Annotated in this window: 17 protein-coding genes; 4 read left to right on the top strand and 13 right to left on the bottom strand. The window is 66.5% G+C overall.

Going from position 1 to position 17530, the window contains the following annotated elements; translation table 11 throughout:
- Positions 1-24 precede the first annotated feature (24 nt).
- Positions 25-873, bottom strand: coding sequence for a 30S ribosomal protein S2 (gene rpsB / locus ABIE19_RS12395; RefSeq protein ID WP_354089499.1), 849 nt, complete (start codon positions 871-873; stop codon positions 25-27).
- A gap of 216 nt (positions 874-1089) precedes the next feature.
- On the opposite strand from rpsB, the gene ABIE19_RS12390 reads away from it, so the two are divergent.
- A complete protein-coding gene (locus tag ABIE19_RS12390; RefSeq protein WP_354089498.1) occupies positions 1090-2274 on the top strand; it encodes a S41 family peptidase in 1185 nt (394 codons plus the stop codon).
- Here the strand turns inward: ABIE19_RS12390 and ABIE19_RS12385 are convergent, their stop codons facing one another.
- The 3 genes from ABIE19_RS12385 to ABIE19_RS12375 form a co-directional block, all read right to left on the bottom strand.
- A complete protein-coding gene (locus tag ABIE19_RS12385) occupies positions 2275-2634 on the bottom strand; it encodes a GFA family protein (RefSeq protein WP_354089497.1) in 360 nt (119 codons plus the stop codon).
- On the bottom strand, positions 2634-6089 hold the full coding sequence (gene dnaE / locus ABIE19_RS12380) for a DNA polymerase III subunit alpha (RefSeq protein ID WP_354089496.1): 3456 nt from the start codon (positions 6087-6089) through the stop codon (positions 2634-2636). The genes ABIE19_RS12385 and dnaE overlap by 1 nt, the downstream gene beginning before the upstream one ends.
- Before the next feature lie 240 nt (positions 6090-6329).
- A complete protein-coding gene (locus ABIE19_RS12375; protein WP_354089495.1) occupies positions 6330-6932 on the bottom strand; it encodes a response regulator transcription factor in 603 nt (200 codons plus the stop codon).
- 332 nt (positions 6933-7264) lie between these two features.
- Between ABIE19_RS12375 and ABIE19_RS12370 the strand changes: the two genes are divergently transcribed.
- Positions 7265-7900, top strand: a complete 636-nt coding sequence (locus tag ABIE19_RS12370; protein ID WP_354089494.1) for a hypothetical protein — start codon at positions 7265-7267, stop codon at positions 7898-7900.
- Complete coding sequence (locus ABIE19_RS12365; RefSeq protein WP_354089493.1) at positions 7897-8256, top strand: SRPBCC family protein; 360 nt, start codon at positions 7897-7899, stop codon at positions 8254-8256. The genes ABIE19_RS12370 and ABIE19_RS12365 overlap by 4 nt, the downstream gene beginning before the upstream one ends.
- A gap of 2 nt (positions 8257-8258) precedes the next feature.
- On the opposite strand, the gene ABIE19_RS12360 is transcribed toward ABIE19_RS12365, so the two are convergent.
- From ABIE19_RS12360 to ABIE19_RS12345, 4 genes are read right to left on the bottom strand one after another with little or no spacing between them, the layout of a single operon-like run.
- Complete coding sequence (locus ABIE19_RS12360) at positions 8259-8957, bottom strand: ABC transporter ATP-binding protein (RefSeq protein ID WP_354089492.1); 699 nt, start codon at positions 8955-8957, stop codon at positions 8259-8261.
- A gap of 13 nt (positions 8958-8970) precedes the next feature.
- Positions 8971-10281 carry a lipoprotein-releasing ABC transporter permease subunit gene (locus ABIE19_RS12355; protein WP_354089491.1) on the bottom strand — a complete coding sequence of 437 codons (1311 nt, stop codon included), beginning with the start codon at positions 10279-10281 and terminating at the stop codon, positions 8971-8973.
- A complete protein-coding gene (proS, locus tag ABIE19_RS12350) occupies positions 10278-11594 on the bottom strand; it encodes a proline--tRNA ligase (protein WP_354089490.1) in 1317 nt (438 codons plus the stop codon). The genes ABIE19_RS12355 and proS overlap by 4 nt, the downstream gene beginning before the upstream one ends.
- Before the next feature lie 60 nt (positions 11595-11654).
- Positions 11655-11921 (bottom strand): DUF1467 family protein, encoded by a 267-nt coding sequence (locus ABIE19_RS12345; protein WP_354089489.1) that lies wholly within the window; start codon positions 11919-11921, stop codon positions 11655-11657.
- A 93-nt stretch (positions 11922-12014) separates the two neighbouring features.
- Between ABIE19_RS12345 and ABIE19_RS12340 the strand changes: the two genes are divergently transcribed.
- Positions 12015-12374, top strand: a complete 360-nt coding sequence (locus tag ABIE19_RS12340; RefSeq protein ID WP_354089488.1) for a 5-carboxymethyl-2-hydroxymuconate Delta-isomerase — start codon at positions 12015-12017, stop codon at positions 12372-12374.
- Positions 12375-12516: 142 nt separating this feature from the next.
- On the opposite strand, the gene ABIE19_RS12335 is transcribed toward ABIE19_RS12340, so the two are convergent.
- Genes ABIE19_RS12335 through nuoN form a run of 5 tightly spaced genes read right to left on the bottom strand, consistent with a single transcriptional unit; the run spans position 12517 to position 17523 of the window.
- Positions 12517-12855 (bottom strand): DUF3088 family protein, encoded by a 339-nt coding sequence (locus ABIE19_RS12335; RefSeq protein ID WP_354089487.1) that lies wholly within the window; start codon positions 12853-12855, stop codon positions 12517-12519.
- Complete coding sequence (locus ABIE19_RS12330) at positions 12855-14531, bottom strand: ribonuclease J (RefSeq protein ID WP_354089486.1); 1677 nt, start codon at positions 14529-14531, stop codon at positions 12855-12857. The genes ABIE19_RS12335 and ABIE19_RS12330 overlap by 1 nt, the downstream gene beginning before the upstream one ends.
- A 5-nt stretch (positions 14532-14536) precedes the next feature.
- Positions 14537-15331 carry a type III pantothenate kinase gene (locus ABIE19_RS12325; protein ID WP_354089695.1) on the bottom strand — a complete coding sequence of 265 codons (795 nt, stop codon included), beginning with the start codon at positions 15329-15331 and terminating at the stop codon, positions 14537-14539.
- Positions 15328-16074, bottom strand: coding sequence for a biotin--[acetyl-CoA-carboxylase] ligase (locus ABIE19_RS12320; RefSeq protein ID WP_354089485.1), 747 nt, complete (start codon positions 16072-16074; stop codon positions 15328-15330). Before ABIE19_RS12320 ends, ABIE19_RS12325 begins: the two co-directional genes overlap by 4 nt.
- A 6-nt stretch (positions 16075-16080) precedes the next feature.
- Positions 16081-17523 (bottom strand): NADH-quinone oxidoreductase subunit NuoN, encoded by a 1443-nt coding sequence (gene nuoN, locus ABIE19_RS12315; RefSeq protein WP_354089484.1) that lies wholly within the window; start codon positions 17521-17523, stop codon positions 16081-16083.
- Positions 17524-17530 lie beyond the last annotated feature (7 nt).

Genomic DNA, 17530 nt, shown 5'->3' with positions numbered 1-17530 from the left:
TCATCGACCGGACCTGAGGGCGACTTAGCCCTCGACCTTTTCTTCAGTCGTCGCGAGCAGCTCTTCAGCCACGGCTTCCGTGCCGGCCGGAGCGGCTTCGGCTTCAACCGGAGCAGCGGCGGCTTCGCGCAGCATCGGCTCGACCGGAGCTTCCGAGGCGCCCAGGTCGATGCCCGAGGCCGAAGCGCCGGCGGCCAGACCGTCCAGGACGGCGTCGGCGATCAGGTCGCAGTAGGTCTGGATGGCGCGGGCGGCGTCGTCGTTGCCCGGGACCGGGTAGGTGATGCCGTCCGGATCCGAGTTGGTGTCCAGGATGGCGATGATCGGGATGTTCAGCTTGCGGGCTTCCTGGATCGCGATCGATTCCTTGTTGGTGTCGATCACGAACATGATGTCCGGGATCGAACCCATGTCCTTGATGCCGCCGAGCGACAGCTCCAGCTTGTCCTTCTCGCGCTGCAGGGTCAGCAGCTCTTTCTTGTTACGGCCTTCGCCGCTGCCGGCCAGAACAGTTTCCAGCTCGCGCAGGCGGGCGATCGAGCCCGAGACGGTGCGCCAGTTGGTCAGGGTGCCGCCGAGCCAGCGGTTGTTCATGTAGTACTGGGCGCAGCGCGCAGCGGCCTGGGCGACCGGATCGGCGGCCTGGCGCTTGGTGCCGACGAACAGGACGCGACCGCCCTTGGCGGCGACGTCGCGAACGGCGACCAGGGCCTGGTGCAGCAGCGGCATCGTCTGCGACAGGTCGATGATGTGGATGTTCGAGCGCGAGCCGAAGATGTAGCGGTCCATCTTCGGGTTCCAGCGGTGCGTCTGGTGGCCGAAGTGAGCGCCGGCTTCCAGCAGCGTACGCATCGAGAATTCAGGCAGAGCCATGATCGTCTTTTCCTTTTTCCGATCTAACCTAGCGTGGGCGGTTAAAGGACCGGACGGTCCCTCGGAACGGTGCAGTCCGGGATGTCTCCCCGGAACGCGCCACGCCCACGTGCGAAGTGCGCCGCGCATGTAGTCGGGATGGCCGGAAAAGGCAAGGGCCTGAACATGATCGGGATTTAACTTGCCCGGGGCCCCCCGTCGCGATGACATGGGTCCATGCGCCCCTCCCCCTCGCTTTTCGCCGTTCCGTTCGCCGTCCTGGCCCTGGCCACGTCCTCCGCAGCCCAGACGTCCGCGACGCCGACGGCGGAAGACTATCGCCGAGACGCCCTGGCCCTGCCCGCCTTGATCGAGGCTGACTACGCCTACATCGAACGGCTGCCCGGCGGCGCCTTTCCGAACACGGACATCCTAAAGGCCGAGGCCCAGGCCGTTCATGATCGCGCCGGGCTGCTGCGCTACGCCGAGCACGCCCTGACCGCCCTGGCCGATCATCACGCCATCACCGGCGCCTCCTTCGCCGACAGCTGGGCCGTGACGCCCAGCTATTCCGATCTGTGGATCGAGCCTGAGAACGGCGGGTGGACCGTAACATCTGTCCGCGCCGGTTCTCCCGCTCAGGCCGCCGGGGTCAAGGCGGGCGATCGTCTGACCGCCGTCGGCGACCAGTCGACAGACAAAGCCGTCGCCGCCTTCTGGCGCGAGATGGGTCTGAGCCCGGACGACGATCGCGCCGGATACGCCGCACGCGTCCTGGCGGCCGGACGCCGCGATCGCCCGCGCGACCTGACGATCACCGCTGCGGACGGGACGACTCGTCGGCTGAACCTGCCCAGCCTCTATTCGATGCAGCGCGACACCCCGGCGGTCGAGAGCGGCCTGGAAGGCGACGCCTGGGTCATCCGCATCAACGACGTCCTGGGCGATGAAGCGACCATCGCCGCCTTCGACGCCGCCATGGCTGGGGCTCGGGACGGCCAGACCGTGATCATCGACCTGAGAGATACGCCCAGCGGCGGCAACACCGTGGTGGCGCGAGGGATCATGGGCTGGTTCGTCGACGCCCCTTCCGCCTATCAGATTCACGCCCTGCCTTCCGAGGCGCGTCGGACGGGGATCGAGCGCCGCTGGATCGAACAGGTCATGCCCCGTCCCGACAAACGCCACCGCGGTCCGGTCGTCGTTCGCGTCGGGCGCTGGACCGGCAGCATGGGGGAAGGTCTGGCCATCGGCCTGCACGCCCAGGGCGCGCGGGTCGTCGGCGACCCCATGGCCGGCCTGCTGGGCGCCATATACGACCTGCGCCTGCCCGCCACCGGACTGGTGGTCAAGATCCCGGTCGAACGGCTCTACGCCGTGGACGGAACCCCGCGCGAACAGTTCCGGCCGGAACCAAACTGATCAGAAGCTGCGCCCGTCCACCCGTTCCGCCGTCCAGTCCCAGGGCTCGATATCGGTCAGGGTCCGGATGTTGATCGCCGCCACCTCCGATCCGTCCGGCGCGACACCGTAGCCGAAGGGCTGGACCCCGCAGGTCTTGCAGAAGCGATGGTCGATCTTGTGCTTGTTGAAGAAGTAGGAGGTCGTCGCCTCCTCTCCCCGGGTCAGGCGAAAGGCCGACCGGGGCGCGAAAGCCAGGACGAAGCCCTTCCGATAGCAGTGCGAACAATTGCACTCCATCAGCCCCTCCATCCCCGTCTCGACCTCATAGGCCACAGCGCCGCAATGGCACGATCCCTTGTGCGTCTTGGTCTCCGTCATCAGGCGTCCTCCAGCATGACTACTCCCGGCGCCGACTTCAGCGCCCCCCGCAAGGCCGCGTCCAGTCGATAACGACCGGGCAGCTTGATTTCGATTTCGGTGCGTCCCGGCAATGTGGTCTGCAGCCAGACCTCTCCGCCCTTGCCCTGGGCCCGCGCCCGTTCCAGTCGGGCCTTCAGAGCCTCCGCATCGGCCGTCTGGGCCGACAGCACCACCCGCAGACCGATCTGGGCGTCGTCCAGCAGGACGTCCATCTGGCTGGCGTCGTCGCCGAAGAAGCGCACCTCGCCGTCCGCCGCCTTGGCCCGCACCTTCACCAGGACCGAAGTCCCGACTTCCAGGATGTCGCGACAACGCCGCAGTTGTTCCGGCGGGAACAGGCATTCGAACTCCCCGGTCGGGTCCGAGAAGGTGACGAAGGCGAACTTTTCGCCCGTCCGGGCGCTGGCCCTTTCCTGACGGCGGCGCACGACGCCGGCCATCAGGAAGGCTTCATGTCCCGCCTCGGCCAGGTCCTGGGCCTCGGCGACGAAGGTCACGCGCTTGCGCTTCAGCGCGGGGGTCAGGTCCTCCAGCGGGTGTCCCGACAGATAGAAGCCGACGGCGGACAGTTCCTGATCCAGCTTGTCCGGCCCGGCCCAGGGTTCGATGCTCTTCAAACGCGGCCGCGCGGCGCCGGCCTGGTCGGCGCCGAACAGGCTGACCTGGGACGAGGCGCGCTCCGCCGCCACGCTCTGGCAATAGGCCATCAGGGTGTCGGCCTGTTCGAACAACTGGCGACGGTTAGGATTCAGGCTGTCGAAGGCGCCGGCCTTGGCCAGGCCTTCTAGCGCCCGCTTGTTCACCGCCTTGGGATCGACGCGCTCCAGGAAGTCGAAGATGTCGGCGAAGGGTCCGCCTGCGTCGCGCACCTCCACCACATGCTTCATGGCCTCCAGGCCCACGTTGCGAATGGCGCCGAGAGCATAGAGGACGCTGCCCTGCCCCTCCCTCCACTGGACGTCGAAGTCGGCGGACGAGCGGTTGATGTCCGGCGCCAGGACCGGGATCTCGAACCGGCGGCAGTCCTGATAGAAGACCGCCAGCTTGTCGGTGTTCGACAAATCGAGGCTCATCGAGGCGGCGAAGAACTCGACCGGATGATTGGCCTTCAGCCAGCCTGTCTGGAACGAGATCAGGGCATAGGCCGCCGCGTGCGACTTGTTGAAGCCATAGCCCGCGAACTTGGCCACCAGGTCGAAGATGGAGCCGGACTGGCTTTCCGGCACGGACTTCTCGGACGCGCCCTTGACGAAGCGAAGGCGCTGGAAGTCCATCTCCTCCTTCTTCTTCTTGCCCATGGCGCGACGCAGCAGGTCGGCCTCGCCCAGGCTGTAGCCCGCCAGGATCTGGGCGATCTTCATCACCTGTTCCTGGTAGATGATGACGCCGTAGGTCTCAGTCAGCACCTCCTTCAGGCTCGGGTGCAGATAGTCCACCTCGGCCCGGCCGAACTTCCGGTCGATGTAGGTGTCGATCATCTCCATCGGTCCCGGGCGATAGAGGGAGATCAGGGCGGTGATCTCCTCGATCGAGCCGCAGCGCATCTTGCGCAGGGTGTCGCGCATGCCCTGGGATTCCAGCTGGAACACCCCGACCGTCTGGCCCGAGGCCATCAGCTCATAGGTCTTGGGATCGTCCAGCGGCAGCAGGTTCCATTCCGGCGCCGCGCCGCGCCGTTCCAGATAACCCTTGGCCCGGTCCAGCACGGTCAGGGTCTTCAGGCCCAGGAAGTCGAACTTCACCAGCCCCGCCGGCTCCACCCACTTCATGTTGAACTGGCTGGCCGGGATGGTGGAGCGCGGGTCCTGATACAGCGGCACCAGTTCCGTCAACGGACGGTCGCCGATGACGATGCCTGCCGCGTGGGTCGAGGCGTTGCGATAGAGGCCCTCAAGCTCGAGCGCCGTCTCCAGCAGAGTCTTGACCGAGGCCTCGGCGTCACGCGCCTCCTTCAGGCGCGGCTCCAGGTCGATGGCCTGAGCCAGGGTCACGGGGTTGGCCGGGTTGTTCGGCACCATCTTGCAGAGCCGGTCCACCTGGCCCAGGGGCATCTGCAGCACCCGGCCCACGTCGCGCAGCACGGCCCGCGCCTGCAGGGTGCCGAAGGTGATGATCTGGGCCACCCGGTCCTTGCCGTAGTGATCCTGCACGTAGTCGATGACCTCTTCCCGCCGCTCCTGGCAGAAGTCGATATCGAAGTCGGGCATCGACACGCGTTCCGGGTTCAGGAAGCGCTCGAACAGCAGGCCGAACCGCAAGGGGTCCAAGTCGGTGATGGTCAGCGACCAGGCCACCAGAGAGCCGGCGCCCGAACCCCGCCCCGGCCCCACCGGGATGTCGTGCAGCTTGGCCCACTTGATGAAATCGGACACGATCAGGAAGTAGCCGGGGAAGCCCATCTGCTGGATGATCTCGACCTCCCATTCGAGACGGCTCCAGTATTCCTCCACCGGCGCATAGGCTTCGTTCTTCTCCAGCCGCGCCTTCAGCCCCTCGCGCGCCTGGTGCGCCAGTTCGTCGGCTTCGGAGCGACCGGCGCCGGTGTCGAAGCGCGGCAGGATCGGCTTGTGCGTATTGACCAGGAAGGCGCAGCGGCGCGCGATGTCGATGGTGTTGTCGCAGGCCTCGGGAAGGTCCGAGAACAGTTCCCGCATCGCTTCGGCGGTCTTGAACCAGTGCTCTCCGGTGATGCGACGCCGATCCTCCTGACCGGTGAATGCGCCGTCGGAGATGCACAGCAGGGCGTCGTGCGATTTCGCCTGAGCCGCCTTGGCGTAATAGACGTCGTTGGTGGCGACCAGGGGCGTATCATTGGCATAGGCCCATTCGACCAGACCGCGCTCGGCCGCCGTCTCCTGCGGCAGGCCGTGACGCTGAAGCTCGACATAGAAGCGGTCACCGAAGACACGCTTCATCTCTTCGAGTGCGGCGACGGCGTCCTCGCCCTTGTTCTGGACGAACAAGGGGTCGATCGGACCGTCCGGTCCGCCGGACAGCAGGATCAGCCCCTCGGACTTATCCACAATCTGTCCCCAGGGCACGCCCGGCTCGGCCAGTTCGCCGGCGTCGAGATAGGCGGCGGAGGACAGGGCGCAGAGATTGAGCCATCCCTGCTCGTTCTGAACCAACAGGACCACGGTCGGGGTCTTGGCCCACCTCTCCGCGACCTGGCCGCCGATACCCAGGACCGGCAGGGCGCAGGCCACGACAGGCTGCACCCCCGCATCCTTGGCCGTCTGGCTGAATTCGAGAGCCCCGAACAGGTTGGCGCGGTCGGCGACGCCCACGGCCGGCATGCCCGCCTCGGCGGCCATCTTGCCGATCTTCCCTGCCTTTATCGCCCCTTCCAGCAAGGAATAGGCGCTGCGGACCCGCAGATGGACAAATCCCCGAGCTTCGGCCGTTTCGGTCAATTCCAACTCCGCTGACCTCGGCGACCGAGGCCTCTCGCCCGGTCCATGTTCACCGGGCGCTGATCATGCAGGGAGTCTGTCCGATGATCACGTCACCAGAAAGGACGCCTGCCAGATCATCCAGACGAAGCCGCCGCACGACGCAAGCGACAGCAGATCCCTCACCCAACGCGACATGAGCTTATCCCCAGTTCAAAGGTTGCCCATTTGTTCTATGTTGCCTTTTTGTTCTCGTCAAGATCACGAGGCACGGAAGCCGATTCGCGTAAGGGCCGAGGCCAGGGCGGCGGAATTGGGCGACTGGGTCTTGCGCAGCAGGCTGGCGCGGAAGAACTCCACCGTGCGCGGACTGAGGGACAGGGACTGGGCGATCTGCTTGGTGGTCATGCCGCCCACCAGCATTTCCGCCACCTGGCTTTCGCGCCGGGTGAAGGTCAGTTCCTCTCGGGGCGGCGCGACCTGCAACGCCGCCGCGCCCTGTTCGATGGCGCGGATCAGACTTTCGCCCGTCGTCGGTTTGGGCAGGACGTTGTCGACGCCCAGGCGCATGGCGTCCACCGTCATGCGCACGTCGACGAAGGCGCTGACGATGATGACCGCGTGACGGTTCAGGGCGCAGAAGGCCGCGACCAGGTCCAGTCCTTCGACGCCCGGCATCTTCAGATCAGCCACGATGCAGGTCGGGTCGGCGTCGGAAGCCCACATCAGGGCGTCCAGCGGATCCGAGAAGCCGATGGCGCGATAGCCGCTGTCGCGCACCGCCATGAGGGTCAGTTCCAGAAGGGCCCGATCATCGTCGATGACCGCGATTTCACCGACCGGCCGCGCCGTCCCCCGCTCCAAGGACACCGCCCTGACTGAGACCCTGTCTTCACTCATCATGAGTCGATGATACCGTAGCCGCGCCGAGGCAAAACCTCGTAGTCCCACGCAATTGATCCCGCGCCCGCCATGGGCGACCGATAATCGGATGGGCGGACGCCAAGAATGCGATCTGCCTCAGGTCTCTGGTTCAAGGAATGGATACGGCGACCTCGTGCCGGGGCGCGACTGTCGTCCCCTCTCCCGCTCAACGCAGATGACGACGATAGGCTCCGCCCCTCCGACGCGGCCATCGGTCGCGAACCGCGCCATCGCCATGGCGCGTCCGGCCCCGGCGTTGCAATACTGACCGCATGACAAGCGAAAAGCCTGACCTGTCGCCCATCGCGCCGCCGCATGCGTCATCCCGAAAGGCGACCTGGCTCGCCGCCCTGGGATTTGGTCTGGTCTACGCCCTGACCATCTACGCCTGGACGCGCATACAGGCGCCCGACTCTGGCATGTTGCTCATCGGCTTCCTGCTGGGCGCGCCGGTCATGGCCTGTATCATCAGCGTCTATGTGTCCGACCCCAAGGGAGCGAAAGGGACTGGATCTCATCTCAGCGTGTCGGCCCTCACCGTCACCGTCATGCTGGTCGCGGCTGGCGTGGTGCTGCGGGAGGGGTCGGTCTGCCTGGTGATGGCGGCGCCCATCTTCTATGGCTCGGGCCTGATCGCAGGCCTGATCGCCGGCCAGGTCATGAAGGCGCGCGCCGGCCGGGTTCTGTGCCTGGGCCTGCTGGCCCTGCCCTTGATCGGCGTCCCTATCGAAGCCGATCGCCCGCCAGAGGCCCAGACGCGCGAGGTGATCAGCCGCATCCATATCGACGCGCCGCCCGCCGAAGTCTGGGCCAATGTCACCGACATCCGCACCATCACCGACGGCGAGCAAGCTGGAACTTCACGCATGATCTGGTTGGCGTGCCACGGCCCAGGGACGCCCACATGATCGGCCAGGGCGCGGGCGCGGTCCGCAGCCTGGAATGGGCCAAGGGGGTTCGCTTCGAGGAACATGTCACGACCTGGAAGCCCGAGCATGAACTCGCTTGGACCTTCCATATCGGAGCGCAAGCCTCGCGCCTGATCCTGGACGAGCATCTGACGGTCGACAGCGACTACCTGCGCCTGGAAGAAGGCCGGTATCGCATCGAGCCGACGGCGGACGGTGGATCCGACCTGATTCTCACCACGCGCTACTGGATCCGCACGCCGATGAACGGCTACGCCGCCTGGTGGGGCGGCGTCTTCCTGGGCGACTTCCATCGCAACGTCCTGAACATCATCAAGACGCGCGCCGAGGCCTGACTTCAGTAGGCTTGGCTCTCGGCCGCCCGTTCTTCCAGATGGCCGTCCTTCAGGGCGAAGACCCGATCCATATGCCCCGCCAACTCCATGTTGTGGGTGGCGATCAGGGCGGCGACGCCCGTGGTCTTGGCCAGCTCGCGCAGGGAATCGAAGACGGCGTGACTATTGGCGGGGTCCAGATTGCCGGTCGGTTCGTCCGCCAGTAGCAGCCGCGGATTATTGGCCAGGGAACGGGCGATGGCGACGCGCTGCTGCTCTCCACCCGACAACTGGGCCGGCTGATGGGTAAAGCGCTCGCCAAGACCCAGACTGGTCAGCAGGGCCTCCGCCCGACGACGCGCCTCGGCCTCGGAATGACCGGCGATGCGCATCGGCAGGGCTACATTGTCCCGCGCGTCGAACTCCGGCAGCAGGTGATGGAATTGATAGACGAAGCCGATGCGCGACAGGCGCAGGCGCGTGCGCGCCCGTTCATCCAGGCCGCCGACGTCCTCGCCGTCGATCATGACCTGGCCATTGGTCGGCCGTTCCAACAGGCCAGCGGCGTGCAGCAGCGACGACTTGCCCGAACCGGAAGGTCCGATCAGGCCCACGACCTCGCCCGGCATGATGTCCAGGTCGACGCCCTTCAGCACCGTCAGCCCGCCCGAGGCGGTCGGATAGGTGCGAATGATGCCGCGCAGGCGCAGCGTCGGAGCCACGCTCTTCAACGAACTATTCAAAGCGCAGGGCCTCCACCGGGTCGATCCGCGACGCGTTCCACGACGGCGGCAGGCTGGCCAGGCAGCTCATGAAGAAGGAGAAGAGCGCCACCCAGGTCACATCCCACGGATCGACCAGGGCCGGGATGGCGTCCAGCATGTAGACGTCGGCGTTGAACAGTTGGACCCCCAGCAGGGCCTCGAGGAAGTGCTGGATCGCGCCGATGTTCAGGCAGAACAGCAGACCCAGGATCAGACCGGCGATGGTGCCGCCGATGCCGATGGCCGCACCCGACATGAAGAAGATGCGCAGGATCGACGACGGACTGGCCCCCACGGTCCGCAGGATGGCGATGTCCCGGGTCTTGTTCTTCACCAGCATGACGATACCGCTGATGATGTTCATGGCCGCGATGGCGACGACCAGGCCCAGAATGATGCTCATGGCCACGCGCTCGACCTTCAGCGCGCCCCAGAAGGCGGCCAGACGAACGCGCCAGTCGGTGACGATGCTGCCGGGACCGGCGGCGTCCTGCACCGGCGTCAGCATCTTCTCGATCTGATCCGGTTCGGCCACCTTCATCTCGATGACGTCCCAGACCCCCTCCTTGCCGAAGAAGAGTTGGGCCTGTTCTAACGGCATGAAGATGAAGGCGCGATCGTAGTCGGCCGTGCCCGAGCTGAACACGCCGCCGACCACATAGGTCTTTTCCAGACCGCCCAAGTTGCCGAAAGCGCTGTCGGCGCCCGTCGGAGAATAGATGGAGATGGGGCTGCCCACCGTCAGGCCCATCTGATCGGCCAGAGCCTTGCCGATCAGAATCTTGTCGCCGCCATACTCGCCCTTGCCGAAGGCGGCCCGCGCTTCCGCGGGCAGGCTGTCGTAGACGAACCTGGTCGAGGCCAGATCCTGGGGCCGCACGCCGCGTACGATGCCGCCGGTCATCTGACCGCCCGCACGGAACATGGCGGGGGATTCCGTCAGGGGCGTAACCGACACCACGCCGGGCACATCGCCGATCCGCTTCAGCGCCCCTTCGCGGTCGGGCGAGTTCAGCACAGGTCCTTGGACGTACATATGGCCGTTGAACGACAGCATCCGCCCCAGCAGCTCGCTGCGGAAGCCCGCCATGATGCTCATCACGCTGATCAGCACCGCCACGGCCAGCATGATGCCGATGAAGCTGATGACGGCGATCAGGGCGACCCCGCCCTCCTTGCGCTTGGCGCGAAGGTAGCGAAGCGCCAGTCCGATCTCCCAGGCGGAGAAAGGACCGGCGGGCTTGGCGGGCGGCCGGGCGGAAGCCGTCGCGGCGTCGGTCATTTCGTCAGCAGCTCCAGGGCGGCGTCCAGCGACAGGCTCAGCTTCTCGCCGGTGGCGCGGCGCTTCAATTCAACCACGCCGTCGGCCAGACCCTTGGGCCCGATGGTCAGTTGCCACGGCACGCCGATCAGGTCGGCGGTGGCGAACTTGCCGCCAGGACGCTCGTCCGTGTCGTCGTAGAGGACGTCCTTGCCCTGGGCTTCCAGCCTGGCCACGGCCTCTTCACAGGCGGCCGAGACGGCCTCGTCGCCAGCGCGCAGGTTGATCACCACCACGTCGAACGGCGCGACCGAGTCCGGCCAGATGATGCCGCCGGCGTCGTGGCTGGCCTCGATGATGGCGCCCATCAGACGCGACACGCCGACGCCGTAGCTGCCCATGTGGACCGGGGCTTCCTTGCCGTCCGGACCTTGGACATTGGCCTTCATCGGGACCGAGTATTTCGTGCCGAAGTAGAAGATGTGGCCGACCTCGATGCCGCGCGCCGACAGACGGTCGCCCTCGGCGGTCTGGGCCTCGAACTGGGCTGCGTCGTGCATTTCCTCGGTCGCGGCATAGAGGGCCGTGCGCTCGTTGAACACGCCTTCCAGCTGCTCGATGCTGAGGTCGTGACCCGGCGCTGCCATCTCGACCAGCTTGCGGTCGCAGAAGACCTCGCTCTCACCCGTTTCAGCCAGGACGATGAACTCGTGGCTCAGGTCGCCGCCGATCGGGCCGGTGTCGGCGCGCATCGGCACGGCCTTCAGGCCCAGGCGCGAGAAGGTGTTCAGATAGGCGGCGAACATGCGCTTGTAGGCGATGCGAGCCGAGGCCTCGTCCACGTCGAAGGAATAGGCGTCCTTCATCAGGAACTCGCGGCCGCGCATGACGCCGAAGCGCGGACGGCGCTCGTCGCGGAACTTCCACTGGATGTGGAAGAGGTTCAGCGGCATGGCCTTGTAGCTCTTCACATAGGCACGGAAGACGTCGGTGATCATCTCCTCGTTGGTCGGTCCGTACAGCAGTTCGCGCTCATGGCGGTCGGTGATGCGCAGCATCTCCGGGCCATAGGCGTCATAGCGGCCGCTCTCGCGCCACAGGTCGGCCAGTTGCAGGGTCGGCATCAGCAGCTCGACGGCGCCCGCCTTGACCTGCTCCTCGCGGACGATGTGCTCGATCTTGCGCAGCACCCGCAGGCCCAACGGCAGCCAGGCGTAGATGCCGGCGGCCTCCTGCTTGATCATGCCCGCGCGCAGCATCAGCTGATGCGACACGATCTGGGCGTCGGAGGGGGCTTCTTTCAGGGTGGGCAGGAAGTAGCGCGACAGGCGCATGGCGGGAATCTCTGCAAAATCAGTCTGGCCCGAGGTTTAACCGGGCGAATGGGGCGAAAGCTAGAGCGCAGGACCGCGCGAGAAGTCCGGCAGAGGCATCCACCCCTGCCAGACCAGCAGGACGATGAAGACCCAGACGATGGCCGAGACCCAGGTCGTGGTGATGAACTTCTTCTTCAACTGCGGATTGGCCGGCGCGCCCCACTGGCTGCCGTCGGTCGGCGGCGTCTCCACCTGCTTCGACGAGCCCAGCGGCAGGATCATGAAGAGCACGATCCACCATGAGGTCAGATACAGGGCCACGAGGGTGAAGGGGCCAAGAGGCATGGGCGGGGGTCCAGTCTTCGTCGGTTCGCGCGCTCCCGCCTTTCGACGCCGCCGTCAGCGGGCTAAAGCGGGACACGCAACAAGGACGCTCTCATGCCACAGATCACCCTGGAACACTCCCCCCATTTCGACGGGACCGATTGGCGCGCCCTGGCGGTGGAGATTCATCGCCTGTGCGTGGATCTGGTCGGAGCGACGACCCAGGCGTGCAAGACGCGGATCGTGCGCTGCGACGACCTGATCATCGCCGACGGCGACCCGGCCCAGGCCATGGTCCACTGCGACCTTCGCATCCTGACCGGCCGCACCCAGGAACAGAAGACGGCCCTGGGCGAGGCGGTGCAGGCGACCCTGCTGGCGGGAGTGAAGCCGTATGACGGCCCGGCCCAGATCTCGGTCGAGATCGGGGCTCTGGACAAGGACAACTATCGGAAGGTCACGCTGGGCGGGTGAACTCACCCTTTCTCCCCATTTCATGGGGAGGTGGATCGGCGGCGCAGCCGTCGAGACCGAGGGGGCGACGCAACGGCAAACTTCGAGCCGCCCCCTCCACCCCTTCGTGGTCCCCCTCCCCACGAAATGGGGAGGAAAAAGCTTACGGATGCGGCCGCCCGATGCCGTAGCGGGCCGCCCAGTAGGGCAGAATGGCGTCGTCCTGAAGGAAGCGGGCGCCGGTCTCTTCGCTGACCTGGGCCTCGGGCCAGTCGAACTCGCCGTCCAGCACCAGCAGGGGGCAGCTCTGGTTCGCCTCCCCTACTTCCGCCACGACGGCCGCGCGCGGGCGCGGGTGGTCCAGATAGGCGATGGTCAGATGATCGCGCAGACGCGGATAGAGGCCCAGAACGCCCTCGATCCGCGCCCCCGGCGGGCAGAACCAGGGGCCGCCCTGGTCGTCGTGCCAGTCGGGCTTCAGCAGATAGAGGCGGTCGGCCATCAGAGCCTCAGGATCACGGTTTCGACGATGGGGCGGCGATCCCAGACCTGCTGGCTGGCCTTCTTCAAGGCGCGGCTGACGGCCTGTTCAATGACCATTTCGTCCTCAAGCGCCTCACCCTTGAGGTTGCGCACGGCGTTTTCGGCCCGTTCGGCCAGATCGTCCAGAACATCGCCCAGCGGACGATCCTCATCCCCCGGCAGGCCGATGCCGCGCACGTCGATGTCGCTGACGATCTTGCCGCGCTTGTCCATGGCGAAGCTGACGATCAGGACGCCGTTCGACGCCGCATGCTTGCGCTCGCGCAGGGCCTCGCCCGCCTCCTCCACCAGCATGCCGCCGTCGACGAACAGGCGGCCCGACGGCACTTCGTCGATGATGGCCGCGGGTCCGGGCGCCAGGCGCACCATGTCGCCGTTGCGCGGCGTCACGGTTTCCGGAACCTGCATGTCCTTGGCCAGATTGGCGTGTTCCATCAGGTGACGACGCATGCCGTGGGTCGGCACCGCGATCTGCGGGCGCGCCCAGTTGTACATCTGGCGCAGTTCGTCACGGCACGGATGGCCCGAGACGTGGATGCCGGGATGGTCCTTCTCGGTGTAGAGGCGCACCCCCCGGTCGGCCATCTTGTCCTGCAGGCGGCCGATCGACAGCTCGTTGCCGGGGATGACCCGCGACGAGAAGATGCAGTGGTCGCCCTTGCCCAGCTTGATGAACGGATGGGTGCCCTCGGCCACGCGCGACAGGGCCGCGCGAACCTCGCCCTGGCTGCCGGTGCAGAGATACAGGATCTCGTCCTCGGGCCAGACGCGGGCATCCTGCTCGCTCAGGAAGGGTTTGACGTCGCTCAGCATACCGACCGACTTGGCGGCGGCGGTGATGCGGTGCATCGAGCGCCCAGCCAGGGCCACGCGGCGACCGGCGGCCTCGGCGGCGCGGATCACGCTGTCCATACGCGCGACGTTGGAGGCGAAGCAGCCCACGGCGACGCGCCCCTTCAGGTCCTTGATCAGGGCGGCAAGGGCCACCTTCACGTCGCCCTCGGAACCGGCCACGCCGTCGACGAAGACGTTGGTGCTGTCGCAGACCATGGCCAGCACGCCCTCGTCGCCGAGGCGCTGGATGGTCTCGACGTCGGTACGCTCGCCCACGACCGGATCGTTGTCGATCTTCCAGTCGCCGGTGTGCAGGACCGTACCCAGCGGGGTCTTGATGGCCAGGCCGTTTGGCTCGGCGATCGAGTGGGTGATGGTGACGAATGTCACGTCGAACGGACCCAGGTTCAGGTCGCCGCCCAGCGGGATCTCGTTCAGCTCGACATCATCGAGGATGTTGGCGTCGCGCAGCTTCTCGCGGATCAGGAAGGCGGTGAAGGGCGTGGCGTACAGCGGCGCCTTGATGCGCGGCCACAGCCAGCCTAGGGCGCCGATATGGTCCTCGTGCGCGTGCGTCAGCACGATGCCCAGGATGTTCTCGCCTTCCAGGAAGGTCGGATCGGGCACGATGACGTCCACGCCCGGGGTGGACGGATCGCCGAAGGTCACGCCGACATCGACGATGATCCACTTGCGGTCGTGCGCCGGGCCGAAGCCGTAGGCGTTGAGGTTCATTCCGACCTCGTTCGAGCCGCCCAGGGGCAGGAAGACGAGTTCGTCGTTTTGATTATTTTTGGTCATAGGTCTCAGAGATGGGAGTTCCGCCGCCAGATTTCGAGTAGGCCGCGGATGGTCAGGTCCGGATCGAACCGGTCGATTGAATTTGTGGCGCCTTCAAACAGCGAGGCGACGCCGCCGGTGCCGACGACCGTCATGGGCTTGCCCCACTCGGTCTTGATGCGGTCCACCAGGCCCTCGATCAGGGCGATATAGCCCCAGAAGACGCCGGATTGCATGGAGGTCACGGTGTCGCGCCCGATCACCACGGGCGGACGCTGGATGGCGATGCGCGGCAGCTTGGCCGCCGCCTCATGCAGGGCCTGCAGCGACAGGTTGATTCCCGGCGCGATCAGCCCGCCCTCGAATGCGCCCGGGCCCCGTTCGTCGGCGCCCGAAACCACGTCGAAGGTGGTGGCTGTGCCGCTGTCGATCAACAGCAGGTCGCCCTCATAGACCTGCAGGGCGCCGATGGCGTTCACCAGACGGTCGGCACCGGCTTCGCTGGGTTTGGGAATGCGCACCTCGATGCCCAGTTCGACGTTCTCGCCGATCACCAGGGGTTCGACGCTCAGATAGCGTCGCGCCAGGTTGCGCAGGTTGAAGATCGACTGCGGCACCACGCTGGAGATAATGCAGCCGTCCATGTCGGCCATGGTCATGCCCTGCCCGCGCATCTCGAACAATTGGTGCAGCCAGACAGCGTACTCATCCGCCGTCCGCATCGGATCGGTCGCCGTGCGCCACTGGAAGATCCAGTCAGCGCCGTCGTGGACGGCGAACAGGGTGTTGGTGTTGCCTTGCTCGATCGCCAGCAGCATCAGGCGGCCTCTCCGAAAAAGACATCGCCGGCGGAGATCACACGCAGCGATCCGTCCGGCAGTTTCAAGCGCAGGGAACCGTCGGCCTCCACCCCGTCCGCCACGCCGGTCAGGGTTTCATTTGTCAGCCGCGCGGTGCAGGGGCCGTGCAGACCCGGCGTCCGCGCGGTCCAGGCGTCCAGAATGGGCTGGAAGCCCAGCGTCGTCCAGCGATCCAGCCAGACGCCGAAGGTCTCGGCCAGGGCCTGGGCCGCCCCATCTACGGAGGGAGGCGCGATCACGCCCTGGTTCAGGTGTTCGGCGATGCAGGTGGCGGGACGTTCGGTCTCGCCGGGCGTCTGGCTCAGGTTCACGCCGATGCCGACCGCCAGCCACAGGCCGCCCGACGGCGCCGGACCGGACTCGATCAGGATGCCGGAGGTCTTGCGCCCGTCCAGCAGGACGTCATTGGGCCATTTGATCGTGACCAGGGCCGGCGGGACATAGCGATCCAGCAGGTCGGCCACGGCCAGGGAGGCGGCGAAGGTCAGTTGGGCCGCCTCGGCCGGCGATTTCCGCGTCAGCAGCAGCAGGGTGGAGGCGAGGTTGTCGCTCTCGCTCTCCCACCTGCGTCCGCGACGGCCGCGACCGGCCGTCTGGCGCCGCGCCGTGATCCATAGCGGTCCGACCTCGCCCGCCTCGGCGCGGCGTCGCGCCTCGGCGTTGGTGGAGTCGGTTTCCTCGAGGATCAGGACCGGCGCGGCCAAAGACCCTTACCCGACCCCGACGCCGGAGGCGGCGGCGCGGGTCAGCGGCTCCAGCCAGGTCAGGGCGACGATCACCAGCGGGAAGCAGAAGGCGGCGGCCGCGAGGGCGATCCACTTGGCTTCCAGCGGCGACTTGTCGGTGGCGACATCGGTTTCAGGCGCGTCGAACCACATCACCTTGATGATGCGCAGGTAGTAGAAGCCGGCCACGACCGAAGCGACCAGACCGGCGGCGCCGGCCATCCAGTAGCCCGCGTCGGCGGCGGCGCCGAAGACGAAGAACTTGCCCCAGAAGCCTGACATCGGCGGGATGCCGACGGCCGACAGCGACAGGATGGTCAGGGCCACCGCCGTCAACGGGCGATCCTTCTTCAGGCCGGCCAGATCAGCGATCTTGCGGATCGGACGACCGTTGCGGCTCAGCGACAGCAGGACGGCGAAGAAGCCGAACTGGTCGATGACGTACAGCGTCATGAACATCAGGGTGGCCTGAACGCCCGCCTGGGTGCCCGCCGCCACGCCCAGCAGGGCGTAGCCGATGTTGATGATCGAGGAATAGGCCAGCAGGCGCTGGATGTCCTTCTGCATCAGACCGCCGAACGAACCGACGGCAAAGCTGATCAGAGAGATCAGGATGATGACCTGGGCCCATTGGCCGTGGGCGACGCCGAAGCCTTCGACCAGGACGCGGATGATCAGGACCATGGCCGCAATCTTGGGCGCCGTGGCGAACAGGGCCACGACCGGGGTCGGAGCGCCTTCATAGACGTCGGGCGTCCACATGTGGAACGGCGCGGCCGAAACCTTGAACGCCAGGCCGCAGATCAGGAAGACCAGACCGAAGATCAGGCCCGGACCCGGGTTTGCCGTGGCGAAGGCGGCGATGTCGACGAAGCGCATCGAGCCGGCGAAACCGTAGATCAGGCTGGCGCCGTAGAGCAGCAGACCCGACGACAGGGCGCCCAGGACGAAATACTTCAGGCCGGCTTCCGAAGCCTTCAGATTGTCGCGGTGATAGGCGGCCAGCACATAGAGGGCCAGCGAGTGCATCTCGATGCCGATGTAGAGCGAGATCAGATCGCCTGACGAAGCCATCATCGACATGCCGACCGAGGCCAGCACGATCAGGACGGGGAATTCGAACTTGGCGATGCCGTTGCGATGGATCCAGCCGTCGCCCAGAACGATGGCGACCGCCGCCGACAGGAAGATGGCGACCTTGCCGTAGACGGCCAGCGGGTCGGCCACATAGGCGCCGTTGAAGGCCGTGCCCAGCGGGCCGACCGCGGCCAGCACCGAGGCGGCGGCCAGCAGCAGGATCGACAGGCCCGAGATCAGGCGCGTCGACTTCTCGCCGGTGAAGGCGCCGAGCATGAGCAGCACCAGCCCGCCGACCGCAAGGGTCAGCTCCGGGGCGGCGAGGTTCAGGGCGGAAGACAGATCAGTCATTATGCTC

It is taken from the genome of Brevundimonas faecalis, from assembly GCF_040549405.1.
Classification (GTDB): Bacteria; Pseudomonadota; Alphaproteobacteria; order Caulobacterales; family Caulobacteraceae; genus Brevundimonas; species Brevundimonas faecalis.
The sequence above is the reverse complement of the archived record's forward strand: the minus strand, read 5'-3'. Positions and strand labels throughout refer to the sequence as shown.